The sequence below is a fragment of the Actinoplanes sp. NPDC049118 genome (genome assembly GCF_040648555.1).
Classification (GTDB): Bacteria; Actinomycetota; Actinomycetes; order Mycobacteriales; family Micromonosporaceae; genus Actinoplanes.
In genome coordinates, this window is sequence record NZ_JBEZDY010000006.1 from 265,299 (window position 1) to 287,748 (window position 22,450).

The window sequence follows — 22,450 nt, forward strand, 5'->3', positions numbered from 1 at the left end:
CGATCGGTTCGCCGACAAGCCGACGGGATGAATGGTTGGAGAGCGTCTCTCCGCGAAAGAGACGCTTGCGCCAGGGGCCTTCCGGTTCTGCCGGAAGGCTCCTGCGCCCCCATCGTGCGCTGGGGTGATGGGCCTTCGTCGGCGGCGCCGGCGGTCGCCCGACAATCCCGGGTGCGTGCGCCGGCGCATTTGTCGGGCCGGCTTGTCGGCCGCCGATGTCAGCCGAGCAGCGTCGGGACGGTCGTGATGAGCGCGGCCAGGGCGAAGGCGACGACGAGCACCGGCAGCTGCGCGAAGCCTCTCGTCTCGGGCGGCAGACGCTCGATCGGCAGATCCGCCCACTCGTCCACCCACGATTGACACAGCCCGGCGACCAGGCGGGTCGCCGCCGCGCGGGCCCGCCTGCGGGCCTCCTGCTCGTCCGCGTCCGCCTCGTCCACCCGGGCCGGCACGGCCTCGGCGGGTGCCGGCAGCAGGAACGCCGGCGCCGAGACGGTGCCCCAGACCGCGGTGCCGGTGGGTACCGCACGCGGCGCGGGCATCCTGACCTCGGCGGACACCGCCGCCCGTCCGACGACCCGCGGGCGGGGAACCCGGACCGGCGCCGTTGTCAGCGCGACGGGCTCCGAATCCGGCGGGTTCGGGAAGCTGCGCAGCGGCAGGAAGCTCCGCGAGGTGTTCGCCGCCCGGTGCGCGTTCGGCAGCACCGACCCGGGCGGCGCCTCGATGCCCCGGTCCTCGAAGACCGGACCCCTCGCGCCGGGAACACCCCAGACCGGGGGAGGCTCGTCCGGCCCCAGCTCCTCCGTCGGCGTCTCGGTGGTCCGCTGCTCGTGTGCGCGCGTATACGGGCGCACCAGCTGCGGGCCGCCGTCGTGCGGGTTGCCGGCGCCGGTCGTCCGCGGCGGCGGCTGCGCCGGGGGCGCGGTGAGCGCGGAGAGGCGCATCTCCAACGCCTCGATCCGTGCCTGTGCCGCTCCGAGCTCGGCCAGCAACTCGACGTTGGCCTGCCTCAACTGCCGGTTCTCGGCGACGAGCGTCTCGTTCTCACCGCGCAGCTGCTGCACCTGCACGCCGAGACCGCCGGCGCGCGGCCGCGGCGGCGCCGGCGCCGGCGGTGCCGACAGGGCCGCGTCCGGGCCGCGTACGCGGCGGAACAGCTCGAGGATCTCCGCTCGGCTCTGCGCGCGCTGGTCCTCGTCGAGGCTGTGCAGGCAGTGCCGCAGCACCACCTGGATCGTGACCCCGTTCGGGCCACGTCGGGCCTTGGCGCCGAACTGCGCCGACAATCGACTGCTCAGCTGCCGGGGCTCACCGCCGCCGAGGGCATCCCGCTCCTGCGGGCTCAGCTGCGCCACCAGCTGGGCCCACGGTCGCGCCTCGAACCTCCGGCGGACCAGGGCCAGTACGCGCGCGGCCAGCTCGACCACATCGGAGTCCGCGTTCCCACCCATACGCTGCACCACGGGGCGGGTCGGCGCGCCTCTGCCCCGTCGGGAAACCGGCACGCCGGAGGCCGGGGCGTCGGCGCTCATGAACTCTCCAACCTTGCGGCATCGCTGTGGCGACGCCGGTGGTGAAGAGGGGGAACGGCACGGCGTCATGTGGTCGACTTATTGTGAAACGGCATGAAGATCAATTCCTGCGACACACGGAAAAAGATGGACGTTGTTGTTTCGACTTTTTGCCCGACGGACATCGGAATCGGCCGCGCCGACAATCATCCAACGGTGTCGTGGCAGCTCAAGGCTCTGTTAAATGTCGGCGGTCCGACAATTCGCCATTTGATCATGCGGAGTCGACCGCCCAATGTGACAAGAATCTTGACGAGTCCGTTATCCGCGGTAAGCACCACCGAATACTCATGCCCCTCACCGGCGACGGGTGCTGCCCCCGGCGGACCGGTCTCCGTGTCACCCGAAAGGAGGATGCCGGAAATCCGGGCCGCACGCTGCACGGCACACCTTGACGGTGGAGGTGGAAAGCCGCCCCCGGTAGGTTGACGAACTCATGATCGGTCGTCTCCGCGCGGGGGAGCGGTCGTCAGGTAAATGGCCAGCAACCGGCGGCCGCGGTTGATGTGGGTGCGGACGGTGTTCAGCGGGAGATCCAATTCCGTGGCGATCTCCTCGTACGACCGTTGCTCCCATTCCCGCAGCCGCAACGCCTCGCGGTAGCGGCCCGGCAGCAGCCGCATCGCGTTCTCGACATCCAGCCGGGTGGCCGCCATCGAGCTCATCCGGCGCAGTTCGCCGGCGCGCAGGCCCGGGTCCGGCAGCTCGTCCGTCGGGATGCCGCCGCGGTCCTTGCGCCGCAGCACCTCCAGGGCGGTGTTCCTGGCGACCTGGTACAGCCACGTCGTGAAACGGGCCCGGCCGGCGAACGTGCCGATGCCGCGGCTCACCGCGATGAGTGTCTCCTGCGCGGCGTCCTCCACATCGGCCGGATCGACAAGCACGCGGCGCAGCGCCGGGTGCGCCATCCGGTCGGCGCTGATCGCCGCCAGCAGCCGCCGCAGGGCCGGCTGCGAACCGGCGGCGGCCGCGACGGCCCATTCCTCGACGTCGCCGGAATCGAACTCCGAAGGCGCCGGTGCGGTCACGGTGTGCGCTCCCGATCTCTTCGACGATGATATAAGAATGTGCAGAACGCTGTCCCACGACAGCTGTCCCGAAGAAATGGCGGGCCACTGTGCAGGATACCGACCGGATCGACCGATACAGAATTGTCAGCCCTTTGGGTGAAGGCTCATTCTCGACGGTGTTTCTGGCCGTCGACGAGGAGCTGGAGAGCCGGGTCGCGATCAAGGTGCTGGCGCCGCGCTGGAACCTCGACGCCGACGTGCGGGAGCGGTTCCTGGACGAGGCCCGGCTGCTGCGCCGGCTGGAGAGCCGCCGGCTGGTCCGGATCTACGACATCGGGCAGCTGCCGGACGGGCGCCCGTACTTCGTGATGGAGCACGCCGACCTGGGTACCCTGCAGGACCGGCTCGACGCCCTGGCCGAGGCGGGCGAGACCGTGTCGCTCGGCGCGGCCATCGCCGCGGCCCGGCAGGTCGCGCTGGCGCTCAGCCGGGTGCACGAGGCCGGGGTCGTGCACCGCGACATCAAACCCGGCAACATCCTGCTCTTCACCGCCCGGTCCGGCGAGGACGTCGACGTCGAGGGTGCCGAACCGGTGATACGCCCCGGTGAGCGGCTCGCGCTCGGTGACTTCGGGCTGGCCAAGGACCTCAGCCGTGGCGCGACCGGCTACAGCATCGCCGTCGGCACCCCCGGCTACATGCCGCCCGAACAGGCCGCGGCGGCCGCGGTGAGCCAGGCCGCCGACGTGTACGCCTGCAGCGCCCTGCTCTTCAGGTTGCTGGTCGGGGAGCCACCCGCGCCGGTGTCGGACTCGGTGCAACGGCTGCACGACAGCCCGGCCGGCCCGGCCGTCCGCGACGTGATCATCGCCGGGCTCGCGCCCGCACCGGCGTCCCGGCAGCCGTCCGCGCTCAGCTGGCTCCGGGTCCTCGATGAGGCGCACGCCCGCGACTCCGGGGTCGCGGTGCGCCCGGCGCGCGCCGGGCGGTCGGCGCCGCGCCGCCGCCGGGCCGCGCTCGCCGCCGCGGCCGCGACGACGCTGCTGGCGGCCGCCGCCGGCGTGCACCTCGCCACCCGGGCACCCGCCCGCCCGCCCCTGCGGGCCGTCCCGTCGGCCGGCGTGGTCACCCCGGTGGCCTATCAGCGGATCTACGACGACAGCCGGCGGCTGTCCCTGGAGGTACCCCGGACCTGGACGCAGCACGTCGGCAACGGCTGGCATCCGGGGCTCGACCCGTTCTTCCGGGAGGTGAACGTCGGGCCGGGCCTCAACGCCGCGCCGAACGTCAACGACTGGTTCTCCGAGGCCGCGATGCCGGGCGCCTTCGCCGGGGCCTCCAGCCGGGTGGTCCGGGAGGGACGGTTCAGCCCGGACTCGCTGGCGAAGGTGTTCGGGCCGAGCGGCTGCACCGCCGAGAACACCGGCCCGTTCGCCGTGGACCGGCTGCGGCTCAGCGGCCGGACCGGCACGTGGGTGTGCAACAACGGTGCCCGCTGGCGGTACGCCTATCTCTGGCCCGGCGACCACCGCTACCTGCTCGCCGTCGAGGTGAAGCTGGTGGGTGCCGCGGACGACGCCGTCTGGCAGCACATGCTCGACACGGTCACCCTGCACGGCAAGTGGTGAACGCCTCCGGCCGGTGCGGCCTATTCCTGGTAGGAGTGACGCGGAGCCAGAATAGTTTCACCGTGATTCAATAAACACCCGAACGCATTCCTGGCGATTGACAGCACCTCGAATCGGGTCTTTGAATGGGTCAAGCAAATCCATTCTTCAGCCGGAATGAGGCCCCAATGAAAGCGTTCCGCACCCTGATCGTCGCCCTGCTCGGTGCCGCGACCCTCCTCGTCGCGGGCGCCGCACCCGCCGCGGCACGCGCCGCCCTGACGCTCCGGACCAGCCAGGTCATCGAGCTCAACCAGATCGCCGGCAACCCGTCCTGGAAGAGCCGGGCCGCACAGCGCGTGCGCAACGCACAATGGCAGTTCGGCGGAGGCCAGTTCGTTTTCCACACCACCGACGTGCGGGACGATCTGTATCCGATGTCCGGGTCCTACACCATCGACGGCGATGTCGTGCGATTCTCGGCGAGCCGTTCCGCGACCTATTCGACCGGCAGCGCGTACGCGGAGATCAGCGGCCGGCTGGACACCTCGACGCGGCGGCTCACCTTCCGCTGGCTCAGCAGCTTCGGCAACGGCGCGGTGGTCAACGGAACGACCTTCGCCGGCGCCAACAGCAGCGGCTACACCGGGGTCGTCACGGTCGGCACCTGAGACGGCGGGCGCAGACCGGTGGCCCGGCCGTGACGGCCGGGCCACCCGGCATGCACCCGTCCGGGCATCCGACCGGGCCGATCGCACGGCTTCCGGGCGCTTTTGTCGCTGGGGTGCGCGAGGATGCGGTCATGGCGTCTAGGAAGGAGTGAGGACATGAGCCGGGTTCGACTGCTGGTGGGTACACGCAAGGGCGCGTTCGTCCTGACCGCGGACGGCACACGCCGCAATTGGCAGGTGAGCGGGCCGCACTTCGGCGGGTGGGAGATCTACCACGTCAACGGCTCGCCCGCCGATCCCGACCGGTTGTGGGCGTCGCAGTCCTCGAGCTGGTTCGGGCAGATCATCCAGCGCTCCGACGACGGCGGGCAGTCCTGGCAGCCGGTCGGCAACGACTTCGCGTACGAGGGACCGGTCGGCGACCACCTCTGGTACGACGGCACCCCCCGCCCGTGGGAGTTCAAGCGCATCTGGCACCTCGAGCCGTCGCGGACCGATCCCGACGTCGTCTACGCCGGAGCGGAGGACGCCGCGCTCTACCGCTCGGACGACGGCGGCCAGAAGTGGCAGGAGCTGACCGGCCTGCGGACGCACGAGTCGGGCCCGCTGTGGCAGCCCGGCGCCGGCGGCATGTGCCTGCACACGATCCTCCTCGACCCGGTGAACCCCGACCGGATCTTCGTCGCGATCTCCGCGGCCGGCGCGTTCCGCACCGACGACGGCGGCGTCACCTGGCAGCCGATCAACCGCGGCCTGCGCTCCGCCCAGATCCCCGACGAGGACGCCGAGGTCGGCCACTGCGTGCACCGGATCGCCATGCACCCGTCCCGGCCGGACGTGCTGTTCATGCAGAAGCACTGGGACGTGATGCGCAGCGACGATGCCGGCGGAGTCTGGCGGGAGATCAGCGGCGACCTGCCGACGGACTTCGGGTTCCCGATCGCCGTGCACGCACACGAGCCCGACACCGTCTACGTCGTCCCGATCACCAGCGACTCGGAGCACTACGTGCCGGACGGCAAGCTGCGGGTCTACCGCAGTCGCGGCGGCGGCGACGAGTGGCAGCCGCTGACGACCGGGCTGCCGCAGGCCGACTGCTACGTCAACGTGCTGCGCGACGCGATGGCCGTCGACACGCTGGACGACTGCGGCATCTACTTCGGCACCACCGGCGGTCAGGTCTACGGCTCCGCCGATTCCGGTGAGACCTGGAACGCGATCGTGCGCGACCTGCCCTCCGTGCTGTCGGTCGAGGCTCAGGTGCTGCCGTGATCCGGGTGGTGCTGCCGCCGCACCTGCGCAACCTCGCCCAGATCAGCGGCGAGCTGCGCCTCGACGTCACCGGCGCGGTGACGCAGCGCCGGGTGCTGGACGCGGTAGAGGAGAGCTACCCGATGCTGCAGGGCACGATGCGCGACCGCCGCACCGGCCGGCGCCGGGACTTCGTGCGGTTCTTCGCCTGCGAGGAGGACCTGTCAAACGAGTCTCCAGACGCACCGCTGCCCGATCGGGTCGCCGCCGGCGAGGAGCCGTTCCTCGTCGTCGGCGCCATGGCAGGCGGCTGAGGGGCCGCGCCGACAGGCGCCGGGTGCCGTTGTACGGTTCGTCGATGTACGAAGTGGTTCCCATCGGCAGGGTCGAGTCACCGCTGGCCGACCGGGCCGCGGCTCCGAAGCAGGGCGACGAGGGCTCGCCGGAGGCGTGGCTGGTGTTCGAGGAACGCTTCGCCGACGGCCTGCGCGACGTCGTGCCCGGCGCCGAACTGCTGCTCCTCACCTGGCTCGATCGCGCGGCCCGCGACGTCCTGCTGGTCCATCCGCGCGGTGACGCGAACCGGCCGCGGACCGGGGTGTTCAGCACCCGCTCACCCGACCGTCCCAACCCGGTCGGGCTGCACCGCGTCACCGTGCTCGCCGTGGACGGCCTGCGCATGCGCGTCAGCGATCTCGAGGCGCTCGACGGCACGCCGATCGTCGACGTCAAGCCGATCCTGGAGCGTCGCGGCGAGCGGTGACCGCACCCGCACGGCTCAGGCGGACTCGGCCGCGCGCTGCATCCCCTGAGCCTCGAGGGTCAGGTAGCGCTCGGTCAGGCCCTTGTAGAACAGGGCGACGACGGGGACCAGCAGGCCTCGCATCTCCAGCGTCAGGGTCAGGCGGGAGCGGCCCTCCTCCAGCGCCTCGACACGGTGGCCCGCGACGCTGGTGACGCCGCCGGACCGCTGGCGGAACTCGAAGTAGGCCGGCGCGTCCCAGACGGTGACCTCCCACGTGCCCTCCGGCAGCTTCGGCTGCTTGAGACGCACGCGGCTTCCCGCACCCACCGGGGCGGGGGTGAGTAGCTCGACGACGTCGACCGTCTCGATGCGGCGCGGCCACGCTTCGAGGTCGCTGAGCACCTCCCACACGCGCTGCTGCCGGGCGTCGACGTCGACGGACTTCTCGAAGCGCATGGCGGATGATCACCTCGAAGGTCGCTGAACCAGGCCTGGTGATCTGGCAGCCTATCGCGTCACCGGCCGACGCCGGTTCGGCCGCCGGGGACGCGGCCTGCCCACGCCGAGCCGCGCTGTGCCGGATGTGACGCAGTCGACTCGCCGTCGTCGATGCCTGCTCGGCGGCGGTTTGCCGGCCGGAACGGCCCCTTCCTCCGCTGCTGGAGATCATCACCTTACTTCGATCTCACGTCCCGTTCGTCATGGTCTTCGTCGGACCGCCGACGAAGGGGAGGAACGCCGACAGTGGATCGTTACAGAAAGTGGGCATGGGGGACGGGTATCGCCGTGGTGACCGCGGTGACCGCCTTCACCGCGGCCTCGTGGCAGGCGAACGCCGCACCGTCACCGGGTACACCGCCGGGAGCGGCCGCCGAGCAGCCGAGGGTGTCCGACCCGAAGGCCGGGCCGGAGCCCGCGACCGGAACGGGCAGCGATCCGCTGACCAGCGCCGAAGTGGACCGGGCCCGCAAGATCGCGGTGACCCAACAGCTCGCGGCCGGTGCCGAGGACGTCACCGGTGCGGCCGGCCCCGAGTACCTCTCGGCCGAGGTGGACGCCGACTCCGCTGGTCGCGGTGCCGAGCTGTACTACTACGACTACCGGACCGACAAGCTCATCAAGCAGGTCGTCGACCTCACGGCGGGCAAGCTCGCCGGGTCCTTCTCGGCGGCGAAGATGCAGCCGCCGGCGTCGCAGCGCGAGGTCACGACCGCGCTCGACCTCCTGCTCGCCGACCCGCTCGCGGCCGACCTCAAGGACGCGTACCGCAAGGCGACCGGCAAGCAGCTCGCGGGCAAGGACGGCCTCGTCGCCGACGCGCACGTCTACACGGCGGACGCGGCCGACACCGGAGCGAGCCAGTGCGGCAAGCACCGGTGCCTGCAGCTCGTCGTGCAGACCGCGGACGGCCACTTCATCGACGTCAACCACATCATCATCGACCTGTCCGGGCGTACGGCCGCCCGCCTGAAGTAAACGGGGAACCGGCAGCATGAAGTACCGAAAGGCAGCCTCGGCCGCCGCTGCGCTTCTGACCGCCGCGACGGTGGCGACCGGGGTGCCCTCCGTCGCCGCGGCGGCACCCGCGCCCGCGCCCTGCGCCGCGCCCAACATGGTGAAGGAGACCCTGCCCAACGGGACCACCTGGCAGCTGTGCTGGCGGATGCACGACAAGGCCGGCCTGATCCTGGAGAAGGTCTCCATCGCCTCCAAGCGCAACCCGCAGCAGACGCAGGTGCTCGAGTCGATCCGGCTGGCGCAGCTCAACGTGCCCTACGACTCCGGCGACACCGAGTACAACGACCTGACCACGTTCGGCTTCGGCGGCTACAGCCTGCAGACCCTCGCCGGTGACGACTGCAAGGGCGGCTCGGCGCGGGTCGGCTCCGACGGCAGCGAGGAGCCGGAGCGGCGCGAGGTGCTCTGCGTCAGCGCGGAGCAGTCCGGCCTCGCCTATCGCCTGCGCGACGACACCGACTGGGAGAATCCGACCGTCCTGTCGAAGGCGGGCCACGACCTGGTGCTGCGCGCCATCAGCAAGGTGGGCTGGTACGAGTACGTGACCGAGTACCGGCTGCACGACGACGGGCAGATCTCGGCCCGCCTCGGCGCCACCGGCGATCTCGCCCCCGGCGAGTACCTCAACGCCGACCGGGGCTGGCCGATCGGCAAGGGCGCCCGCGACTTCGCGGCGATGCACTACCACAGCGCCTTCTGGCGGGTGGACTTCAACATCGGGGGCAAGGGCGGCGAGCAGGTCGAGCAGTACGACACGAAGCTCGACGGTCAGGGCTCCAGCACCGCGCGGCTCAAGACCACCCGTACCGCGATCGCCAAGGAAGGCACCTTCTCCAAGGTGAACCAGCGCTGGTGGCGCGTGGTCAGCCCGAAGAGCAAGAACGAGGACGGGCACAAGCGCTCGTACGAACTCGTCGCCGGGGCCGACGACCGCTATGAGGGGCACCCGGAGACCAAGCCGGATGTGACGTTCACCGAGAAGAACCTCTGCGAGAAATGGGCCAGCGACAACGCGCAGGACCCGGAGTGCCCGGAGGGCAAGCGGACCATCATCGACTTCGCCAAGGACCGGGCGAAGCTCACCGACCCGGTGATGTGGGTGCGGGTCGGCTTCCATCACGTGCCGCGCGACGAGGATCAGAGCCCGATGCCGCTGCACTGGCAGGGCTTCGACCTGCTGCCGCGCGACTTCACCTCGCAGAACCGGCTCACCCCGGACGCCCGCGCGAGCGTGAACGGCCAGGCGCCGGAGCCGCCGACCGACGGCGGCGAGCCGTCGGTGCCGCCCGCTACCAGCGAGCCGTCGGTGCCGCCCGTCACGAGCCCGCCGCGGCCGTCGCCGTCGTCGCCGTCGCCGTCGCCGTCGGCCGCCAGTAGCCAGCCGTAGGAGTGAGCGGATGCCGGCCCGGTCGTCACGACCGGGCCGGCACCCCGCCGAGGAAGGATCCAACATGCCGCTGCGCCGCCTGGGCGCCGTGCTCGTACTGGCCGCCACCGCGCTCACCGTCGGTGCGTTCGCCCTGCGCGGCCACGGCCCGGAGAAGCAACCGGTCGCGTCGTCGTCATCGGTGGCGGCGCCGTCCGGAATCGACGTGCACTTCGCGGGCATGATGATCGTGCACCACGCGCAGGCCGTCCGGATGAGCCGCGAACTGGTCGCCAAGCCCGGTGTCCCGGAACGCGTCCGGCTTATCGCCGAGTTCATCGCCCGCGACCAGCAGCGCGAGATCGACGAGACGAACGCCTGGCTGACCGCCTGGGGCGAGCAGCCGGTGGACGCCGCAGGCCCCGACGGCACCGGCATACACGCGGGTGCCGACGCCGCCGCGCACGGGATGCTGACCGAGGCTCGGCTTCGTGAGCTGGATCGGGCCGAGGGAGGGAAGGCCGCCAACCTCTTCCTGCGCCTGATGATCGAACACCACCGGGGCGCGATCACCATGTCACGATCGCTGCTGGACGCCGGCGGTCGTAACGTCTACATCCACGGCATGGCCAAACACGTCATCCGGGAGCAGACCGCCGAGAACGACGCCATGCGTGCCCTGCTCCCCGCCCAGGACACGCCCTAGGTATGCCTAGGCCGGCCGCGCGTCCCCTAAGCCCCGCCGACCAGCGAAGATAGGTAGACGCGTCCGATGTGACGGCTCCCTTGCCGACCGAGGATTGATCCATCACCGGTTGACAAGGAGAGAAGCCATGTTGATGCACCCCGAACTGATGCTGGCGCTGGCGAACGACCGTCACCGTGAGCTGATCGCCGAGGCTGACAGGGAGCGCGTGCTCACCGCCGCTCGCGCGGTCCGCAAGGCCCGCCAGGCCCGGAAAGCCCCGGTCGTCCGCAGACAGCGCACCGGTACCCTGGCGTCGTGCGAACCATCCGCGGCGGTGCCAGCCCGGTGATGATCGGGCGAGAGAGCGAGCTGCGCCGGTTGGCACAGCTCGCTTCGGCGCGTGAGTCGGCGGTTGCGATCATCGCGGGCGAGCCGGGCGTCGGAAAGACCCGCCTGGTGCACGAGCTGCTGGCCGCCGTGCCGGCGGGGACCGTGATGCTGGTCGGCCAGGCGGAACCCGGCTCGCTGTCCCGGCCGTACGAGGTGCTCCTCGACGCCATCGACGGCCGCCCGGAGGTCGACGAGGAGCAACTGGCGGCGCTCGCCGACGCGCGGCGCAGCCCGGTCGAGCGCCTGCACACGGGTCTCACCATCCTGGCCGACCTGATCGCCGACTCCCCGGCGGTCATCGTCTTCGAGGACCTGCACTGGGCCGACTCGGAGAGCGCGGCGCTGTTCGAGCGGATCGCCGACCAGCGCGGGCCGCGGCTGCTCATCGGGACGTACCGGCCGGAGGAGGTGACCCGCCGCCAGCCGGTGGCCGGCCTGCTGGCCCGGATGGAACGCCGGCATGCCGTCACCCACGTGCGCCTGGATCGGCTGACCCCCGCGCAGACCGCGGCGCTGCTCGCGGCGGCCACCGGCGCTCCGGCGCCGCTGCGCGCCGCGACGGCCCTGCACCACCGCACCGGCGGCAACCCGTTCTTCCTGGAGGAGCTGCTGCGCGCGCTGCCCGGGTACGACGTGGAGGCGCTGGTCGAGCAGCCGCTGCCGTGGAGCCTCGCCGACGTGCTGCGCCGCCAGGTCGACGACCTCGACCCGGTCAGCCACCGCATCGTCGAGGCGGCGACCGTGCTCGGCCACCGCATCCCGTTCGACCTGCTCGCCGCCGTTACCGGCGCCGGAGAGGACGAGCTCATCGCCGTGCTGCGCGGACTGGTCACCCGCGGCGTCCTGGCCGAGTCCGGCGAGGACGAGTTCGCGTTCCGGCACGCGCTCGTGCGCGAGGCGATCGCCGGCCAGATGCTGAGCCGGCAGCGCCGCCGGCTGCACGAGGCGGCGCTGGACGTGCTCCTGCGCGACGGCGCCCCCGACCCGGCCATGGTGGCGCACCACGCCCGCGGCGCCGGCCGGTACGAGGACCTGATCGCCGCGGCTCGCCGCGGTGCCGCGCTGTACCTCTCCATCGGCTCCGCCTACCAGGCCCTGCAGCTGGCGGAGACGGGCCTCGACGAGGTGCCCGACGACACCGGCCTGCTCGCCGCCGCCGCCAGAGCGGCATGGCTGGCCGGCCTGCTGGACGACGCCCTGCGTTACGGCCGGCGCTGGCGGGACCTCGCCGACACCACGACCGACCGGGCCGAGTCGCTGTACCTCCTGGTCCGCATCGCCTGGGAGTCCCGCGGGACCGACGAGATGCGCGCCCTGACCCACGACATCGAGACCCTGATCGCGCAGCTGCCGCCCGGCGCCGACCAGGCGCGGGCGATGACCGCGATCGCGCAGTCGGCGTACCTGCGCGACGACCTTGACGCCGCGCTGCTCTGGTCCGACCGCGCGCTGGCGCTGGCGGACGAGTTCGACCTGCCGTCCGTACGCATGGCCGCGCTGGTGGAGAAGGGCTCGACCCTCACCGAGCGCCCGCAGACCGCCGCCGCCGGCCGGGAGATCCTGTCCGCGCTAGTCGACGAGGCCGAGAAGGCGGGCGAGTGGGTGCTGGCCGCCCGGGCCCTCAACAACCTGGTGCAGGGCGAGCCGCCCGCCTCGCCGGCCGAGCACGCCGAGACCCTGGAACGGATGCGGGTCGACGCCGAGCGGGCCGGCTTCGAGTCGCTCGCGGTGGCCACCTACTTCCAGGGCCGGGCCCGGCTCGCGTTGCGGGCCGGAGACCTGCACGCCGCGATCGCGGCGCTGGAGGAGGGGCGCGAGCAGGACCGCGGCTACCGGCGCCGGGGCCGCTGGGCGGACTACCACGGCGTCTTCCTCGCCGGGCTCTACCTGGAGGCCGGCGAGTTGGACCGGGTCGAACAGCTCATCACCGACCTGGCGGTGCTGCCCAACAACCCGCCGACCACGATTCCCGGCCTCGCCTTCCACCTCGCCTGCCGCCGCACCGATCTCCCGCGCGCCGAGGCGACCCTGGACGAGCTCGTCGCGGCCCTGGCCGGGCAGGCCTGGCGCAGCGGCGAACAGGCCCACGACCTGATCTCCGCCGCGCTGGAGGTCGGCTTGCCGGCGCACCGGCTCGACCGGATGGCCGCCGCGCTGCTCGACGCCGACGTATGGGACGCCTACCGGACGCTCGTCGACGCCCAGCTCGCCGAGGCGCGCGGTCAGCACGCCCCGGCGCTGGCCGCGTACCTCTCCATCGCCGAGGCGCACATCCTGGGCCCGGCGACCCGCGGCACCGTACGCGTCGGCGCCGCCCGCTGCCTGCTCGCGGGCGACCGGCGCGAGGAGGCCGCCGCGCAGGCGGAGGCGGCCGCGCCCCTGCTCGCCGAGTGGCGGGGCTGGCGGGTTGCCCAGCTCGCCCAGGTGCGCGCCCAGCTGGGCATGGCACCTGTCGACGCGCCGCCCGCCGTCACCGGCCCCGCCGCGCTGACGCCCCGCGAGCGGGAGGTGGCGGTGCTGATCAGCGACGGGTTGACCAACACGGAGCTGGCCCGCCGCCTGTACATCTCACCGAAGACCGCCGCGGTCCACGTCTCGAACATCCTCCGGAAGCTGGGTGCCTCGTCCCGGACCGAGGTCGGCGACCTCGTCGGGCGGCACTGAGGCCATAGTGGAGATCGGTTTCCCCCTATGATGCAGCCCATCACTACACGGGGGATGAATTTCGATGCCACTCAACGTCTGGCCGGCCCGCGCCGGCCTCGCGCTTCTCGTCACCGTCGCGGTGGGGTTCGTCGGCGGTCCGGCCGCGGCGGCGAGTCACGGCTGGGCGACCGCCGGCGCCACGAAGGTCACCTTCACCGCCGACCACGGCGTTGGGAACAAGGTCGTCATCACCCGCTCCGGCCGCACCGTGACGATCGACGACCGGGTGGCCGTCAAGCCCGGCAAGGGCTGCAAGCAGGTCAAGGGCGACAAGACCCGGGTTCGTTGCAAGACCGGGAAGGCGCCGGCCAAGGTGGTCGTCGACCTGTGGGACCGCGACGACTCCGTCGTCAACGACAGCGACCTGAAGATGGTCGCCGACGGCGGGGCCGGCAGCGACAGACTCGTCGGGGGTCCCAAGGCGGACGAGCTCCGCGGCGACTCCGTCTGCATCAACGCCCGCGCCGGCAACGACAAGATCTACGGCCGGGGCGGCAACGACCAGATCTACCTCGACGACGGCGCCGACTACGCCTCCGGGGGTGACGGCAACGACTGGATCTTCGGTGACAGCAACTGCGTCGACGGCACCAACCGGCCCGGCAAGGACGTGATCCACGGCGGCAACGGCAACGACACGCTGCAGGGCGACGGCGCCGACGACACGCTGTACGGCGGCAACGGCGCCGACGGCCTGATCGGGTCGGCCGGCCGGGACCGGCTCGAGGGTGGTGCGGGCGACGACTGGCTCGTCGGCGACGTGTCCGACCGGGCGGCCGCCGCGGATGTCCTGCTCGGCGGCGCCGGCCGGGATTCCGCCGACTACTCCGCCTACCGCAGGGCGGTGACCGTCGACCTGGACGGCGCCGCCGGCGACGACGGCCTGCCCGGCGAGCGCGACACCGTCGGCGCGGACGTCGAGGACCTGGCCGGTACGGACTTCAACGATCGCCTGGTGGGAAACGGATCCGCCAACGAGATCCACGGTCACCGCGGCGACGACGTCATCCTCGGCGGCGGCGGCAAAGACCACCTTCTCGGGTGGGAGGGCCGTAACGAGCTCTACGGCGAGGCCGGCGACGACATCCTGGAGGTCGCGTACGGCGTCAGCCGTCTCGACGGCGGCGAGAACCACGACGCATGCCGGGCGAAGCCCCAGGACGTGCTGATCTCCTGCGAGGAGTGGCATCCCTGGTGACCGTCGGCGCCCCGGCCCGCGCGGGCCGGGGCGGCGGAGGGGCGGCCGGGACCGCGATCCACGGGCGGTTCAGCCCTTGACGTATGCGCGCTTCTCGGCGACCAGCCCGTTGCGGACGCGGAAGAGGTCCACGCCGCGGACGTGTCCGCCGGTCCAGTCGTAGCGCCAGGTGACGATGACCTGGTCGCCGGCCAGGATGCGGGACTCGGTGGTGAACCGGTGATCGCCGGCCGCCTCGAAGAACCGGTGCCACGCGGCACGGACGGCGTCGGCGCCGCGGTGGCGTACGCCGTCCGGGGGCGCGGTCGACTCGAACAGGCAGTCGGTGGTCATGTTCGCCATGATCGCGTCGATGTCCTTGGCGTCGAACGCGTCGCCGAACCGCTCGACGGCGGCGAGCGCCTCGGAACGGCCGAACATCGCGAGCAGGCGTGCCTGCGCCTCCTCCGGCCCGTTGCGCGGCGGGCGGGGACCCACCAGCCCGCCGGCCCGGTAGACCTGCCGCACCGGGGCGAACCAGGCGGTCACGGCGTCGACCAGATCAGCCTCGATGCGCAGGTTCGTCCCGGTGGCCGTGGCCAGATCCCAGGCGTGCACGACGTGGTCGGCGGCGAGTTGCCGCAGGTACTCGTCGACCGCCGTCGGCCCCGCCGACAGGTCCACCACGGCGTCGTCCCTCGCGGCGTCGGCCGCGCTCCGCGCCGCCGCGCTCGCTGCGCTCCAGGCCGAGGCCGGATCGGCGCCGAGCGGGTCGCCGTCGATGCGGTCGCCGACGTCGGCGATGCTCCGGCCGGCAAGCAGTTCGGCCGCCCAGAGGTCCTCACGCACCACGTGGTCGACAAGCGCCCGCACGTCCCACCCGGCGCACGGCGTCGGCGCGGTCCAGCGGTCGCCGGGCACCGCCTGCAGGACCGCGTCGAAGCCGGACACGGCGCGGGTGTACAGCTCCCGGGCCGTGATCACCCCGGTCATTTCGCGTACTCGCTCGCGCCGAACCAGTCGACGACCACGACCGGCTCCTCGCCGACGACCCAGGCGTCGTGGCCGGCCGGAAGCGAGGTCACGTCGCCCGGCCGGGCGTCGAACGTGGTTCCGTCCGCCATGGCGATACGCAACACGCCCGCCACGTGGTACTGGAAGTGTGGCGCCTCGCACAGCTGCGTGCCGGCGCCCGGCTTGACGTCGTTGGACCATCGCCAGCCAGGCTCCAGCACGAGCCGGCCGATGGCGGACCCGTCGACGTGGAGCAGCTCGAGCCGGCCGTTGGCGAAGGAGCGGACCTCGTCGGGCTTCGTGAAGGTGACATGTTGCGTGGTCTGTTCGGACATCGTGCCCTCCGGTGCTCGGTGATTCCGTGGACCCGACGCTAGGAGCACGACCTTGCAGACAACTGGCGGGAATCTAGCGGCCGCACCGGTACCCCGGCCGGCGCCCGTCGAGGTGCGCCTGATGGGCCGCTTCGCCGTGGTGCGGGACGGCCGGGAGGTGGACGAGTCGGCGTACCAGGGCCGCAAGGTGCGCGCACTGCTGCGTGTCCTCGCCACCCGGCAGGGCCAGTTCGTTCCCAACGACCTGCTCGTCGAGGCACTGTGGCCGCAGCGACCGCCGGCGAGCCCGGCCGCCAACCTGCAGGTTCTGGTCAACCGGGCCCGGCGGGCGGTCGGCCGGCCGGCGCTGATCCATACCGGCCCGCAGGGCTACGCCCTGACCGGTCCGCCGGACTGCGTCGTGGACACCGAGGTCTTCCTCTCGGCGGTGGAACGGGCCGGCGGGCTCGACGGGCGGGCGGCGCTGGCGGCCTACCGCGAGGCGCTCGGACCGGCCGCCGAGCCCCTGCCCGAAGACATGTACGCGGACTGGTCCCAGCCGTACCGGACCCGGGTGCTGCAGGCCCGCCAGATCGCCCGGGAACGGGCGGCGGTGCTCGCCGCCGGGCTCGGTGCGCCGGCGCTGGCGGTGGAGTACGCGACGGCGGCGGCCACGGCCGAACCGTTGCGGGAGACCGCCGCGCTGGCCCTGGTGCGGGCGCTGGCCGCGGCCGGCGACCGGGTCGCCGCGCTGGCCTGCTTCGACCGGTACCGGCGCGGCCTCGCGGACGAGCTCGGCCTCGACCCCTCGCCGGGCGCGCAGGAGCTCCATCGCCTCCTGCTGCGATCCGCCCCGGCCGACGACCGGGTGCCGGGCGAGCCGTCCGGGTTCGGAATGCTGCCCTTCGTCGGGCGCGACGCCGTGGTCCGTCAGGTCGTCGCCGGTCTGCCGGACGGCATCGTGCGGATCGCCGGCCGGTCCGGCACCGGCAAGTCACGGCTGCTGGAGGAGGTCGCGGCCACCGTGCCCGCGGTCGGCGTGGCCGCGTCCTGGGCGGACCGGGACGAACCGTGGTCGCTGGCACGGACGCTGCTGCGGACGCTGCTCGCCGCGGACGGGTCGGCGCTCGGCTCGTTGCCGGGCCGGCTCCGCGCGGCGCTGGCCGAGCTGCTGCCCGAACTCGACCCGCTGCCCGCCGGATTCGACCCGGAGACACGCAACGCCCTGGTCCTGGAGGCGGCGCGGCGGCTGCTCACCGGCCGCCCGGACCGGGCGCTGCTCGTCGACGACCTACAGTGGGCCGACCCCAGCAGCGTCCGGCTGCTCGGCAGCGTCGCCGGCGGCGCCGACCGCCCCCGGCTGGTGGTCGCGTACCGGCCGGACGAGCTGCCCGCCGGCCCGGCGGAGCTGGTACGCCGGTCGCCGGGTCCGCCGGTGATCGAGTTGGGCGGGCTCCTCGAGTTCGCCCTGGCCGATCTCGTCGACGACGGCGATCTCGTCGCGGCGCTCGCCGCCGAGACCGACCGGACGCCGATGGCGGTCGCCGAGGTGCTCCGGCTGTTGCACACCGAGGGACTGTTGGAAACGGCCGGAGCCGGTGGCCGCTGGCGCGCCGCGTCGCCGGAGGCCGCCGGGCGGGCCCGGCAGGCCGGCCGCACCGGGCAGCGCCGGGCGATCGGGGACCGGGCCGCCGCCCACGCCGGCCCGGCGGCGACCGTGCTGGGGCTCCTGGCGCTCCTGGGCCGCGAGGCGCCGGCCCGGACGCTGGCGGCCGCCGCGGAGCTGTCGCCCCCGGAGCTGCTCGGCCCGCTGGAGGAGCTGACCGCGGCCAATCTGGTCCGCCTCGGCGACCACGGCTGGAGGACCGCGCACGACATGGTCGCCGAGGTGGTGGTCGACGGTCTCACCGACGCGGCCCGGGCCCGGCTGCACGCCCGGCTGGCAACCGTCCTCGACGCGGAGCAGGGCGACGCGCCCGAGCAGGCGCGGCACTGGCTCGGCGCCGGCGATGTCACCAGGGCGGCCGAGGCGTACGCCCGCGCCGCCGCGAACGCCCTCGACCAGGTGGCCGACGCCGAGGCCGGGCAGCTCGCCGACGCCGGCCTCGCCACCGGAGGCGCCGACGGGCCGGTCCGGGCGCGGCTGCTGGCCACCCGGGCGCAGGCGTCCCGGCGGCGCGGCGACATCGCCGCCGCCCGCGACGACCTGCGGGCGGCGCTTGCCGGCTATCCGGCCGGCGCGGCCCGCGCGGGCGTGCTGGCCCAGCTCGCCGCGCTCGACTCCGGCGCCGACGACATGCGGCGCGCGGCCGAGGTCGCCGAGCTCGCCCTCATCGAGGCCGGCGGCGACGACCGGGCCCGGGCGTCCGTGCTGGAGGTCGCGTCCGTCATCGACATGAACCTCGGCCAGCCCGAGCGGTCCGCCGCCCGCGCCGCGGAGGCGCTGGCGATCTACACCCGTACCGGGGACTCGCGGGGCGCCGCCCGCATCCTCGACACCCGGGCGATGGCCGCGTTCCTGCACGGCAGCATCGAGGAAGGCGTGGACGAGCTCGATCGCGCTGCGCACCTCTTCGAGAGCTCGGGCGACCTGATGCGCACGGTCACCCCGCGCTCGACGTGCGGGCACGGCCGGGTTCTGCTCGACCGGGCCGCACAGGGGCTCGCCGACACCGAGCGCGCCCTCGACGTGGCCCGCACCCTCGGCCACCCCGACGGCCAGACGTATGCGCTGTGGCACCGCTCCGAGGCGCTGTCCGCGCTCGGCCGGCACGACGACGCGCTCGCCGACGGCCGGGCCGCGCTGGCGATCGCGCAGCGGCTGCACCACCGCGGCTGGACGGCGACGGCGTGGCGGGCGATCGGCATCGCCCTTCAGAACAAGGGTGACCTGCCGGCCGCGCTCGACGCGTTCAGGCGGTCCCTGGCTCTCTGCGCCAACCTCGACCTGTTCGGCTGCTGGGCGGCGGCCCGCGCCGCCCTCGTCTGCATCGACCTGAACCGTCTCGCCGAGGCCGGCCACCTGACCGCCCGCGCGCTCGCGACCGGCCCGGCGCTCGGCCGGCACGAGGCACGCTGGGCGGCCGCGGCGCTGTCCGTCGCGCGGCGCGACCCGGCCGCGCCGGACCTGCTCGCCGCCGCCGTCGAGGCCGCCTCGTCCGCCGGCGCCCGCCTGTACCTGCCCTACCTGGCCGAACTCACCCGCCGCCAGGAGACGGCCGGCTGACTCACCTGCCGGAGTCGTCGTCCTTGATGTAACCGGTCGTGGGGTCCACCATGTCGAGGAAGGACCGGATCGCCGTCACGTGCTCAGCCGTCGTGCTGCCGGCATGGTCGGACCGCCGGCTGGTGAACCCGTAGCCCGGCGCGGGTCCGGTGCGGCGGGTGTAGTGACAGGCGCCCGGCTGTTCCGGGTCGTACGCGACGTCGAAGACCTCATCGTCGACCGTGAGCCGGAAACGGGCAGGGGACGATCCGGTGTCGCTGGGTTCCATGGCCCGATTCAACCAAGGCCGGACGTCTTGCCCGCGGTTCGAGGTCGCGGTACCCCATCGACGGCGGTGCAGATCCCATATACGCGGGGATGGTTCGTCCAGCCGTTGACACGGCCCCGATTGTTGCTGATCTGCACGCGGCGGGTGGCGGTGTCGACGGCTGAGACCAGGTGCAGGTAGGTAGTCCCCGCAACCCGGACCAGGACGATGTCTCCTACTTCCACCCTGGCTGGGTCGACCGGAGCGACGGTCACCAGCTGACGGCTGCGGATCAGCGGGACCATGGAAGAACCGGTCGGGCGAAACTCGATCACGTGTCCTTCGGCGACTCGTGCAGCGTGTGCGTCCAGGGCTCCCATCGGCTGGAGCATCCCGCAGACCCCGTCCTGAAGCCACCGAATTTCGCCGAGGCGAGCGAGCGGCCTCGTGTTGCGAGCGCCGGATAGGATTCTCTGTGCCGCGGCCGCCACGCGGGACGGGGCCGAGCCGGCGATGAATACGGTGGGGGCGACCAGATGACACCTGAGCCGTGCACGGACCGGAACGGCGCCCGGCGGCACCTGTCCGTGAATCTGCGTGACGACCCGAGCGGTGACGGCGGGCGGATCGGCCTCACGCTGTGCTCGACCCGGTCCGACCCCGTCGGGGCGAGTGATCAGGACGCGGTCGACGTCGCGTACGACCTGCACCTCAGTGACATGCACGTCACCGTTGCGGAGTTGCCGCCGTGCGAGGAGTGCCGGCAGGCCGCGGAGAAGAGCTCGTAACCTACCCGCGACGGCCCGTCGCCGCGGCGGCGGCCGTTCGCCGCGTGTGCGCCCACCACGTTGCGGTGACGGCGACGAGGCCGAGGGTGCCCAGCCCGGCTCCCCGGGCGAACGCGACGAACCAGGAGTCGGTCAGCAGTCCGTAGAGGAAGCCGGCGACCGCCGGAAACAGGATCGCCGACCACGCGAGCACCCGGATCCGCCGGGGCAGCACATCGCCTTCCGCACGCTCGGGAGCGCGGCGCCACCAGGCGACGACCCACCCGGCGACGATCGCGGTTCCGGCGATGTCGCTGACGTGCTGCATCCACTGCCATCCCATCCACGGCCCGTGACGGGAAGCCAGCCAGGGTACGTACTGCGGCCCCCACATCCAGTCGTGGGTGATGCCGTCCCAGACGAGGTGGGTCGCGGCGCCGATCAGGACCGCCGCGAGTACGCGGGCGACACGACTCACCTGGGCGAAGTGAAACGCGAGCCCCTTGGGGACATCGTCCGGAACGCGAGCGGACAGGGCGCGCGGCGCGATGGCGAGCACGGCCGGGCCGAACAGCGCCTGCCACAGCACGAAGGCGATCGTGCCGACGACCAGGTCCAGGGTGACGAGCCCCAGCGGTGTGTGCCCGAGATGGACCACGGCCGGAAACGGCAGGATCATCGGCAGATCGGGGGTGATGGAACCGATCACGAGGGCAGAGGCCGGCAGCCCGTAGCGGGCGATGGGAAGCACGGCGGCCGGATGGCCTGCGGTGAAGGGCACTCCCCATCCTACGTCGCCCCTCGGCGTTGACTTTCCCATGTATTGACCGATATGGATATATGGGTCTAGTGGGCGGAGGATGTATGAGGTCTCGTTTCCGGCTGGTGTTCGCGGCGGTCATCGTCGCGGGATCGATGATCCTGGCCCCGGCGGCCGCGGCGGCGGCCGCCCCGGCGGGCGCCGACCCGATGACCGGAATGGTCACGCACCGGGCCGCGCGTGCGGCCGCGGACTGGGCCTCGCTCGGGGGCACCGCGATCTCCCAGCCGGCCCTGGCCACCGACGGAGCCGGCCGGCTCGACGTGTTCATCGTCGGGGCGGACGAGGCATTGTGGCACCGGGCGCGTACCGCCGGGAGCTGGTCGAACTGGGAGTCGCTGGGTGGCACGCTGACCTCGGCGCCCGCCGCCGTCTCCTGGGGTCCGGGCCGGCTCGACGTGGTCGCCCGCGGTGCCGCGGACGACGTGGTGCATCTGGCCTTCGCCGACGGCGTGTGGTCGCGCTGGGAGTCGCTGGGCGGGACGTTGATCGCCGCGCCCGCGATCGCCTCGCGCGGACCGGGCCGGCTGGACCTCTTCGCGGTCGGCGTCGACCGCGAGATCTACGTCAAGTCCCTGTCCGTGGGCTGGTCCGGCTGGACCTCACTCGGCGGGTACGCGGCCTCGCTGCCGTCCGCGGTGTCCTGGGCGGCGGACCGGATCGACGTGGTGGTCGCCGGCACGGACGACGCGGTGTGGCACCGGTCCTACTCCGCGGGCGCCTGGTCGAGCCGCTGGATCTCGCGCGGCGGCGCGCTCGCGTCCGCGCCCGCCGTGGCATCCACCGGACCGGGACGGCTCGACCTCTTCGCGGCCGGCAACGACGGCGCGCTCTGGCGCAAGTCGTTCCGCGGGACCTGGTCCGGCTGGTCGTCGGCGGGCGGCCGACTGAATTCCGGGCCCGCCGCGGCCGGCTCCGCCGCCGGCGTCGACGTCGCGGTGGTCGGCAACGACGACGCCGTCTGGCACCGCACGCTCGCCGGCTGACCGCCGCACGGCCGGACACCACCACGAAGGCCGTCGATTCCAGGAGGTTCGTCACGGCCCTCGCCGAGAGGAACCCGTGCACCGGGAAGCGCCCAAGGCCGCCGAACCGGGCGCGATCGGCGCTCCCGGTGCGAACCGGGCCTCCCCGCCTTCCACGGGACATGACGTGCTCCGGGACGAGGCGGGTGACTCCGTATTGCAGGGCGATGGCAACGAAGCTGCACCCGGAGGCCGGTATCCATGTGGGGTGATCAGTCCCCGTCCGGCAGGCTCGGCAACCGCCCCCGCGGTTGGTTACCGCTGGTACCTCGGTATCGGCGGACCCGTCCTGATCGCCGGGTCCCTGGTCGGTCCTCAGATACGCCCCTGGGTG

General features: G+C 72.9%; 22 protein-coding genes. 14 read left to right on the forward strand and 8 right to left on the reverse strand.

What is annotated here, in order from left to right; translation table 11 throughout:
• Positions 1–218 precede the first annotated feature (218 nt).
• A complete protein-coding gene (locus AB0B58_RS11875) occupies positions 219–1,454 on the reverse strand; it encodes a hypothetical protein (RefSeq protein WP_360221656.1) in 1,236 nt (411 codons plus the stop codon).
• A gap of 554 nt (positions 1,455–2,008) precedes the next feature.
• The gene (locus AB0B58_RS11880) at positions 2,009–2,602 is read right to left on the reverse strand and encodes a sigma-70 family RNA polymerase sigma factor (protein ID WP_360221659.1); all 594 of its coding nucleotides are present in this window, start codon (positions 2,600–2,602) and stop codon (positions 2,009–2,011) included.
• A gap of 89 nt (positions 2,603–2,691) precedes the next feature.
• Here AB0B58_RS11880 and AB0B58_RS11885 point away from each other — a divergent pair, with 89 nt between their 5' ends.
• From AB0B58_RS11885 to tsaA, 5 genes are all read left to right on the forward strand, one after another.
• Positions 2,692–4,212 carry a serine/threonine-protein kinase gene (locus AB0B58_RS11885; RefSeq protein ID WP_360221662.1) on the forward strand — a complete coding sequence of 507 codons (1,521 nt, stop codon included), beginning with the start codon at positions 2,692–2,694 and terminating at the stop codon, positions 4,210–4,212.
• Positions 4,213–4,379: 167 nt separating this feature from the next.
• Positions 4,380–4,862 (forward strand): hypothetical protein, encoded by a 483-nt coding sequence (locus tag AB0B58_RS11890; RefSeq protein ID WP_360221665.1) that lies wholly within the window; start codon positions 4,380–4,382, stop codon positions 4,860–4,862.
• Positions 4,863–5,018: 156 nt separating this feature from the next.
• On the forward strand, positions 5,019–6,134 hold the full coding sequence (locus AB0B58_RS11895) for an exo-alpha-sialidase (RefSeq protein WP_360221668.1): 1,116 nt from the start codon (positions 5,019–5,021) through the stop codon (positions 6,132–6,134).
• The gene (locus AB0B58_RS11900; protein ID WP_360221671.1) at positions 6,131–6,427 is read left to right on the forward strand and encodes a MoaD/ThiS family protein; all 297 of its coding nucleotides are present in this window, start codon (positions 6,131–6,133) and stop codon (positions 6,425–6,427) included. Before AB0B58_RS11895 ends, AB0B58_RS11900 begins: the two co-directional genes overlap by 4 nt.
• 44 nt (positions 6,428–6,471) lie before the next feature.
• The gene (gene tsaA, locus AB0B58_RS11905; protein WP_360221674.1) at positions 6,472–6,876 is read left to right on the forward strand and encodes a tRNA (N6-threonylcarbamoyladenosine(37)-N6)-methyltransferase TrmO; all 405 of its coding nucleotides are present in this window, start codon (positions 6,472–6,474) and stop codon (positions 6,874–6,876) included.
• A gap of 15 nt (positions 6,877–6,891) precedes the next feature.
• Here tsaA and AB0B58_RS11910 read toward each other — a convergent pair whose 3' ends face one another.
• Entirely contained in the window at positions 6,892–7,314 is a 423-nt protein-coding gene (locus AB0B58_RS11910; RefSeq protein WP_360221677.1) for an SRPBCC family protein, read from the reverse strand.
• A 288-nt stretch (positions 7,315–7,602) separates the two neighbouring features.
• Here AB0B58_RS11910 and AB0B58_RS11915 point away from each other — a divergent pair, with 288 nt between their 5' ends.
• From AB0B58_RS11915 to AB0B58_RS11940, 6 genes are all read left to right on the forward strand, one after another.
• Entirely contained in the window at positions 7,603–8,334 is a 732-nt protein-coding gene (locus AB0B58_RS11915) for a hypothetical protein (RefSeq protein ID WP_360221680.1), read from the forward strand.
• Between the two features lie 16 nt (positions 8,335–8,350).
• Complete coding sequence (locus AB0B58_RS11920) at positions 8,351–9,763, forward strand: primary-amine oxidase (protein WP_360221683.1); 1,413 nt, start codon at positions 8,351–8,353, stop codon at positions 9,761–9,763.
• Between the two features lie 64 nt (positions 9,764–9,827).
• Positions 9,828–10,448 (forward strand): DUF305 domain-containing protein, encoded by a 621-nt coding sequence (locus AB0B58_RS11925; protein WP_360221686.1) that lies wholly within the window; start codon positions 9,828–9,830, stop codon positions 10,446–10,448.
• A gap of 127 nt (positions 10,449–10,575) precedes the next feature.
• Positions 10,576–10,779 carry a hypothetical protein gene (locus AB0B58_RS11930; protein ID WP_360221689.1) on the forward strand — a complete coding sequence of 68 codons (204 nt, stop codon included), beginning with the start codon at positions 10,576–10,578 and terminating at the stop codon, positions 10,777–10,779.
• Entirely contained in the window at positions 10,746–13,484 is a 2,739-nt protein-coding gene (locus AB0B58_RS11935) for an AAA family ATPase (RefSeq protein ID WP_360221692.1), read from the forward strand. The genes AB0B58_RS11930 and AB0B58_RS11935 overlap by 34 nt, the downstream gene beginning before the upstream one ends.
• A gap of 64 nt (positions 13,485–13,548) precedes the next feature.
• Positions 13,549–14,724, forward strand: coding sequence for a calcium-binding protein (locus AB0B58_RS11940; RefSeq protein ID WP_360221695.1), 1,176 nt, complete (start codon positions 13,549–13,551; stop codon positions 14,722–14,724).
• A gap of 69 nt (positions 14,725–14,793) precedes the next feature.
• On the opposite strand, the gene AB0B58_RS11945 is transcribed toward AB0B58_RS11940, so the two are convergent.
• Entirely contained in the window at positions 14,794–15,696 is a 903-nt protein-coding gene (locus AB0B58_RS11945) for a TIGR03086 family metal-binding protein (RefSeq protein ID WP_360221698.1), read from the reverse strand.
• A complete protein-coding gene (locus tag AB0B58_RS11950) occupies positions 15,693–16,052 on the reverse strand; it encodes a cupin domain-containing protein (protein ID WP_360221701.1) in 360 nt (119 codons plus the stop codon). Before AB0B58_RS11950 ends, AB0B58_RS11945 begins: the two co-directional genes overlap by 4 nt.
• Before the next feature lie 121 nt (positions 16,053–16,173).
• Here AB0B58_RS11950 and AB0B58_RS11955 point away from each other — a divergent pair, with 121 nt between their 5' ends.
• Complete coding sequence (locus AB0B58_RS11955; RefSeq protein ID WP_360221704.1) at positions 16,174–19,257, forward strand: AAA family ATPase; 3,084 nt, start codon at positions 16,174–16,176, stop codon at positions 19,255–19,257.
• A 1-nt stretch (position 19,258) separates the two neighbouring features.
• Here AB0B58_RS11955 and AB0B58_RS11960 read toward each other — a convergent pair whose 3' ends face one another.
• Positions 19,259–19,525, reverse strand: a complete 267-nt coding sequence (locus AB0B58_RS11960; protein ID WP_360221707.1) for a hypothetical protein — start codon at positions 19,523–19,525, stop codon at positions 19,259–19,261.
• An 8-nt stretch (positions 19,526–19,533) separates the two neighbouring features.
• Positions 19,534–19,839: a hypothetical protein gene (locus AB0B58_RS11965; protein WP_360221710.1), complete on the reverse strand. Its 306-nt coding sequence runs from the start codon at positions 19,837–19,839 to the stop codon at positions 19,534–19,536.
• 201 nt (positions 19,840–20,040) lie between these two features.
• Here AB0B58_RS11965 and AB0B58_RS11970 point away from each other — a divergent pair, with 201 nt between their 5' ends.
• Entirely contained in the window at positions 20,041–20,292 is a 252-nt protein-coding gene (locus AB0B58_RS11970; protein WP_360221713.1) for a hypothetical protein, read from the forward strand.
• Position 20,293: 1 nt separating this feature from the next.
• On the opposite strand, the gene AB0B58_RS11975 is transcribed toward AB0B58_RS11970, so the two are convergent.
• The gene (locus tag AB0B58_RS11975; protein ID WP_360221716.1) at positions 20,294–21,052 is read right to left on the reverse strand and encodes a DUF4184 family protein; all 759 of its coding nucleotides are present in this window, start codon (positions 21,050–21,052) and stop codon (positions 20,294–20,296) included.
• 83 nt (positions 21,053–21,135) lie between these two features.
• Between AB0B58_RS11975 and AB0B58_RS11980 the strand changes: the two genes are divergently transcribed.
• Positions 21,136–22,077, forward strand: a complete 942-nt coding sequence (locus tag AB0B58_RS11980) for a hypothetical protein (RefSeq protein WP_360221719.1) — start codon at positions 21,136–21,138, stop codon at positions 22,075–22,077.
• Positions 22,078–22,450 lie beyond the last annotated feature (373 nt).

What these genes read in the sequence shown, in the direction of transcription:
- AB0B58_RS11875 (WP_360221656.1), bottom strand. Translation starts at nt 1,454, where the DNA reads ATGGGTGGGAACGCGGACTCCGATGTGGTCGAGCTGGCCGCGCGCGTA.
- AB0B58_RS11890 (WP_360221665.1), top strand. Translation starts at nt 4,380, where the DNA reads ATGAAAGCGTTCCGCACCCTGATCGTCGCCCTGCTCGGTGCCGCGACC.
- AB0B58_RS11895 (WP_360221668.1), top strand. Translation starts at nt 5,019, where the DNA reads ATGAGCCGGGTTCGACTGCTGGTGGGTACACGCAAGGGCGCGTTCGTC.
- tsaA (WP_360221674.1), top strand. Translation starts at nt 6,472, where the DNA reads ATGTACGAAGTGGTTCCCATCGGCAGGGTCGAGTCACCGCTGGCCGAC.
- AB0B58_RS11910 (WP_360221677.1), bottom strand. Translation starts at nt 7,314, where the DNA reads ATGCGCTTCGAGAAGTCCGTCGACGTCGACGCCCGGCAGCAGCGCGTG.
- AB0B58_RS11920 (WP_360221683.1), top strand. Translation starts at nt 8,351, where the DNA reads ATGAAGTACCGAAAGGCAGCCTCGGCCGCCGCTGCGCTTCTGACCGCC.
- AB0B58_RS11925 (WP_360221686.1), top strand. Translation starts at nt 9,828, where the DNA reads ATGCCGCTGCGCCGCCTGGGCGCCGTGCTCGTACTGGCCGCCACCGCG.
- AB0B58_RS11930 (WP_360221689.1), top strand. Translation starts at nt 10,576, where the DNA reads ATGTTGATGCACCCCGAACTGATGCTGGCGCTGGCGAACGACCGTCAC.
- AB0B58_RS11940 (WP_360221695.1), top strand. Translation starts at nt 13,549, where the DNA reads ATGCCACTCAACGTCTGGCCGGCCCGCGCCGGCCTCGCGCTTCTCGTC.
- AB0B58_RS11945 (WP_360221698.1), bottom strand. Translation starts at nt 15,696, where the DNA reads ATGACCGGGGTGATCACGGCCCGGGAGCTGTACACCCGCGCCGTGTCC.
- AB0B58_RS11950 (WP_360221701.1), bottom strand. Translation starts at nt 16,052, where the DNA reads ATGTCCGAACAGACCACGCAACATGTCACCTTCACGAAGCCCGACGAG.
- AB0B58_RS11955 (WP_360221704.1), top strand. Translation starts at nt 16,174, where the DNA reads ATGGGCCGCTTCGCCGTGGTGCGGGACGGCCGGGAGGTGGACGAGTCG.
- AB0B58_RS11960 (WP_360221707.1), bottom strand. Translation starts at nt 19,525, where the DNA reads ATGGAACCCAGCGACACCGGATCGTCCCCTGCCCGTTTCCGGCTCACG.
- AB0B58_RS11970 (WP_360221713.1), top strand. Translation starts at nt 20,041, where the DNA reads ATGACACCTGAGCCGTGCACGGACCGGAACGGCGCCCGGCGGCACCTG.
- AB0B58_RS11980 (WP_360221719.1), top strand. Translation starts at nt 21,136, where the DNA reads ATGAGGTCTCGTTTCCGGCTGGTGTTCGCGGCGGTCATCGTCGCGGGA.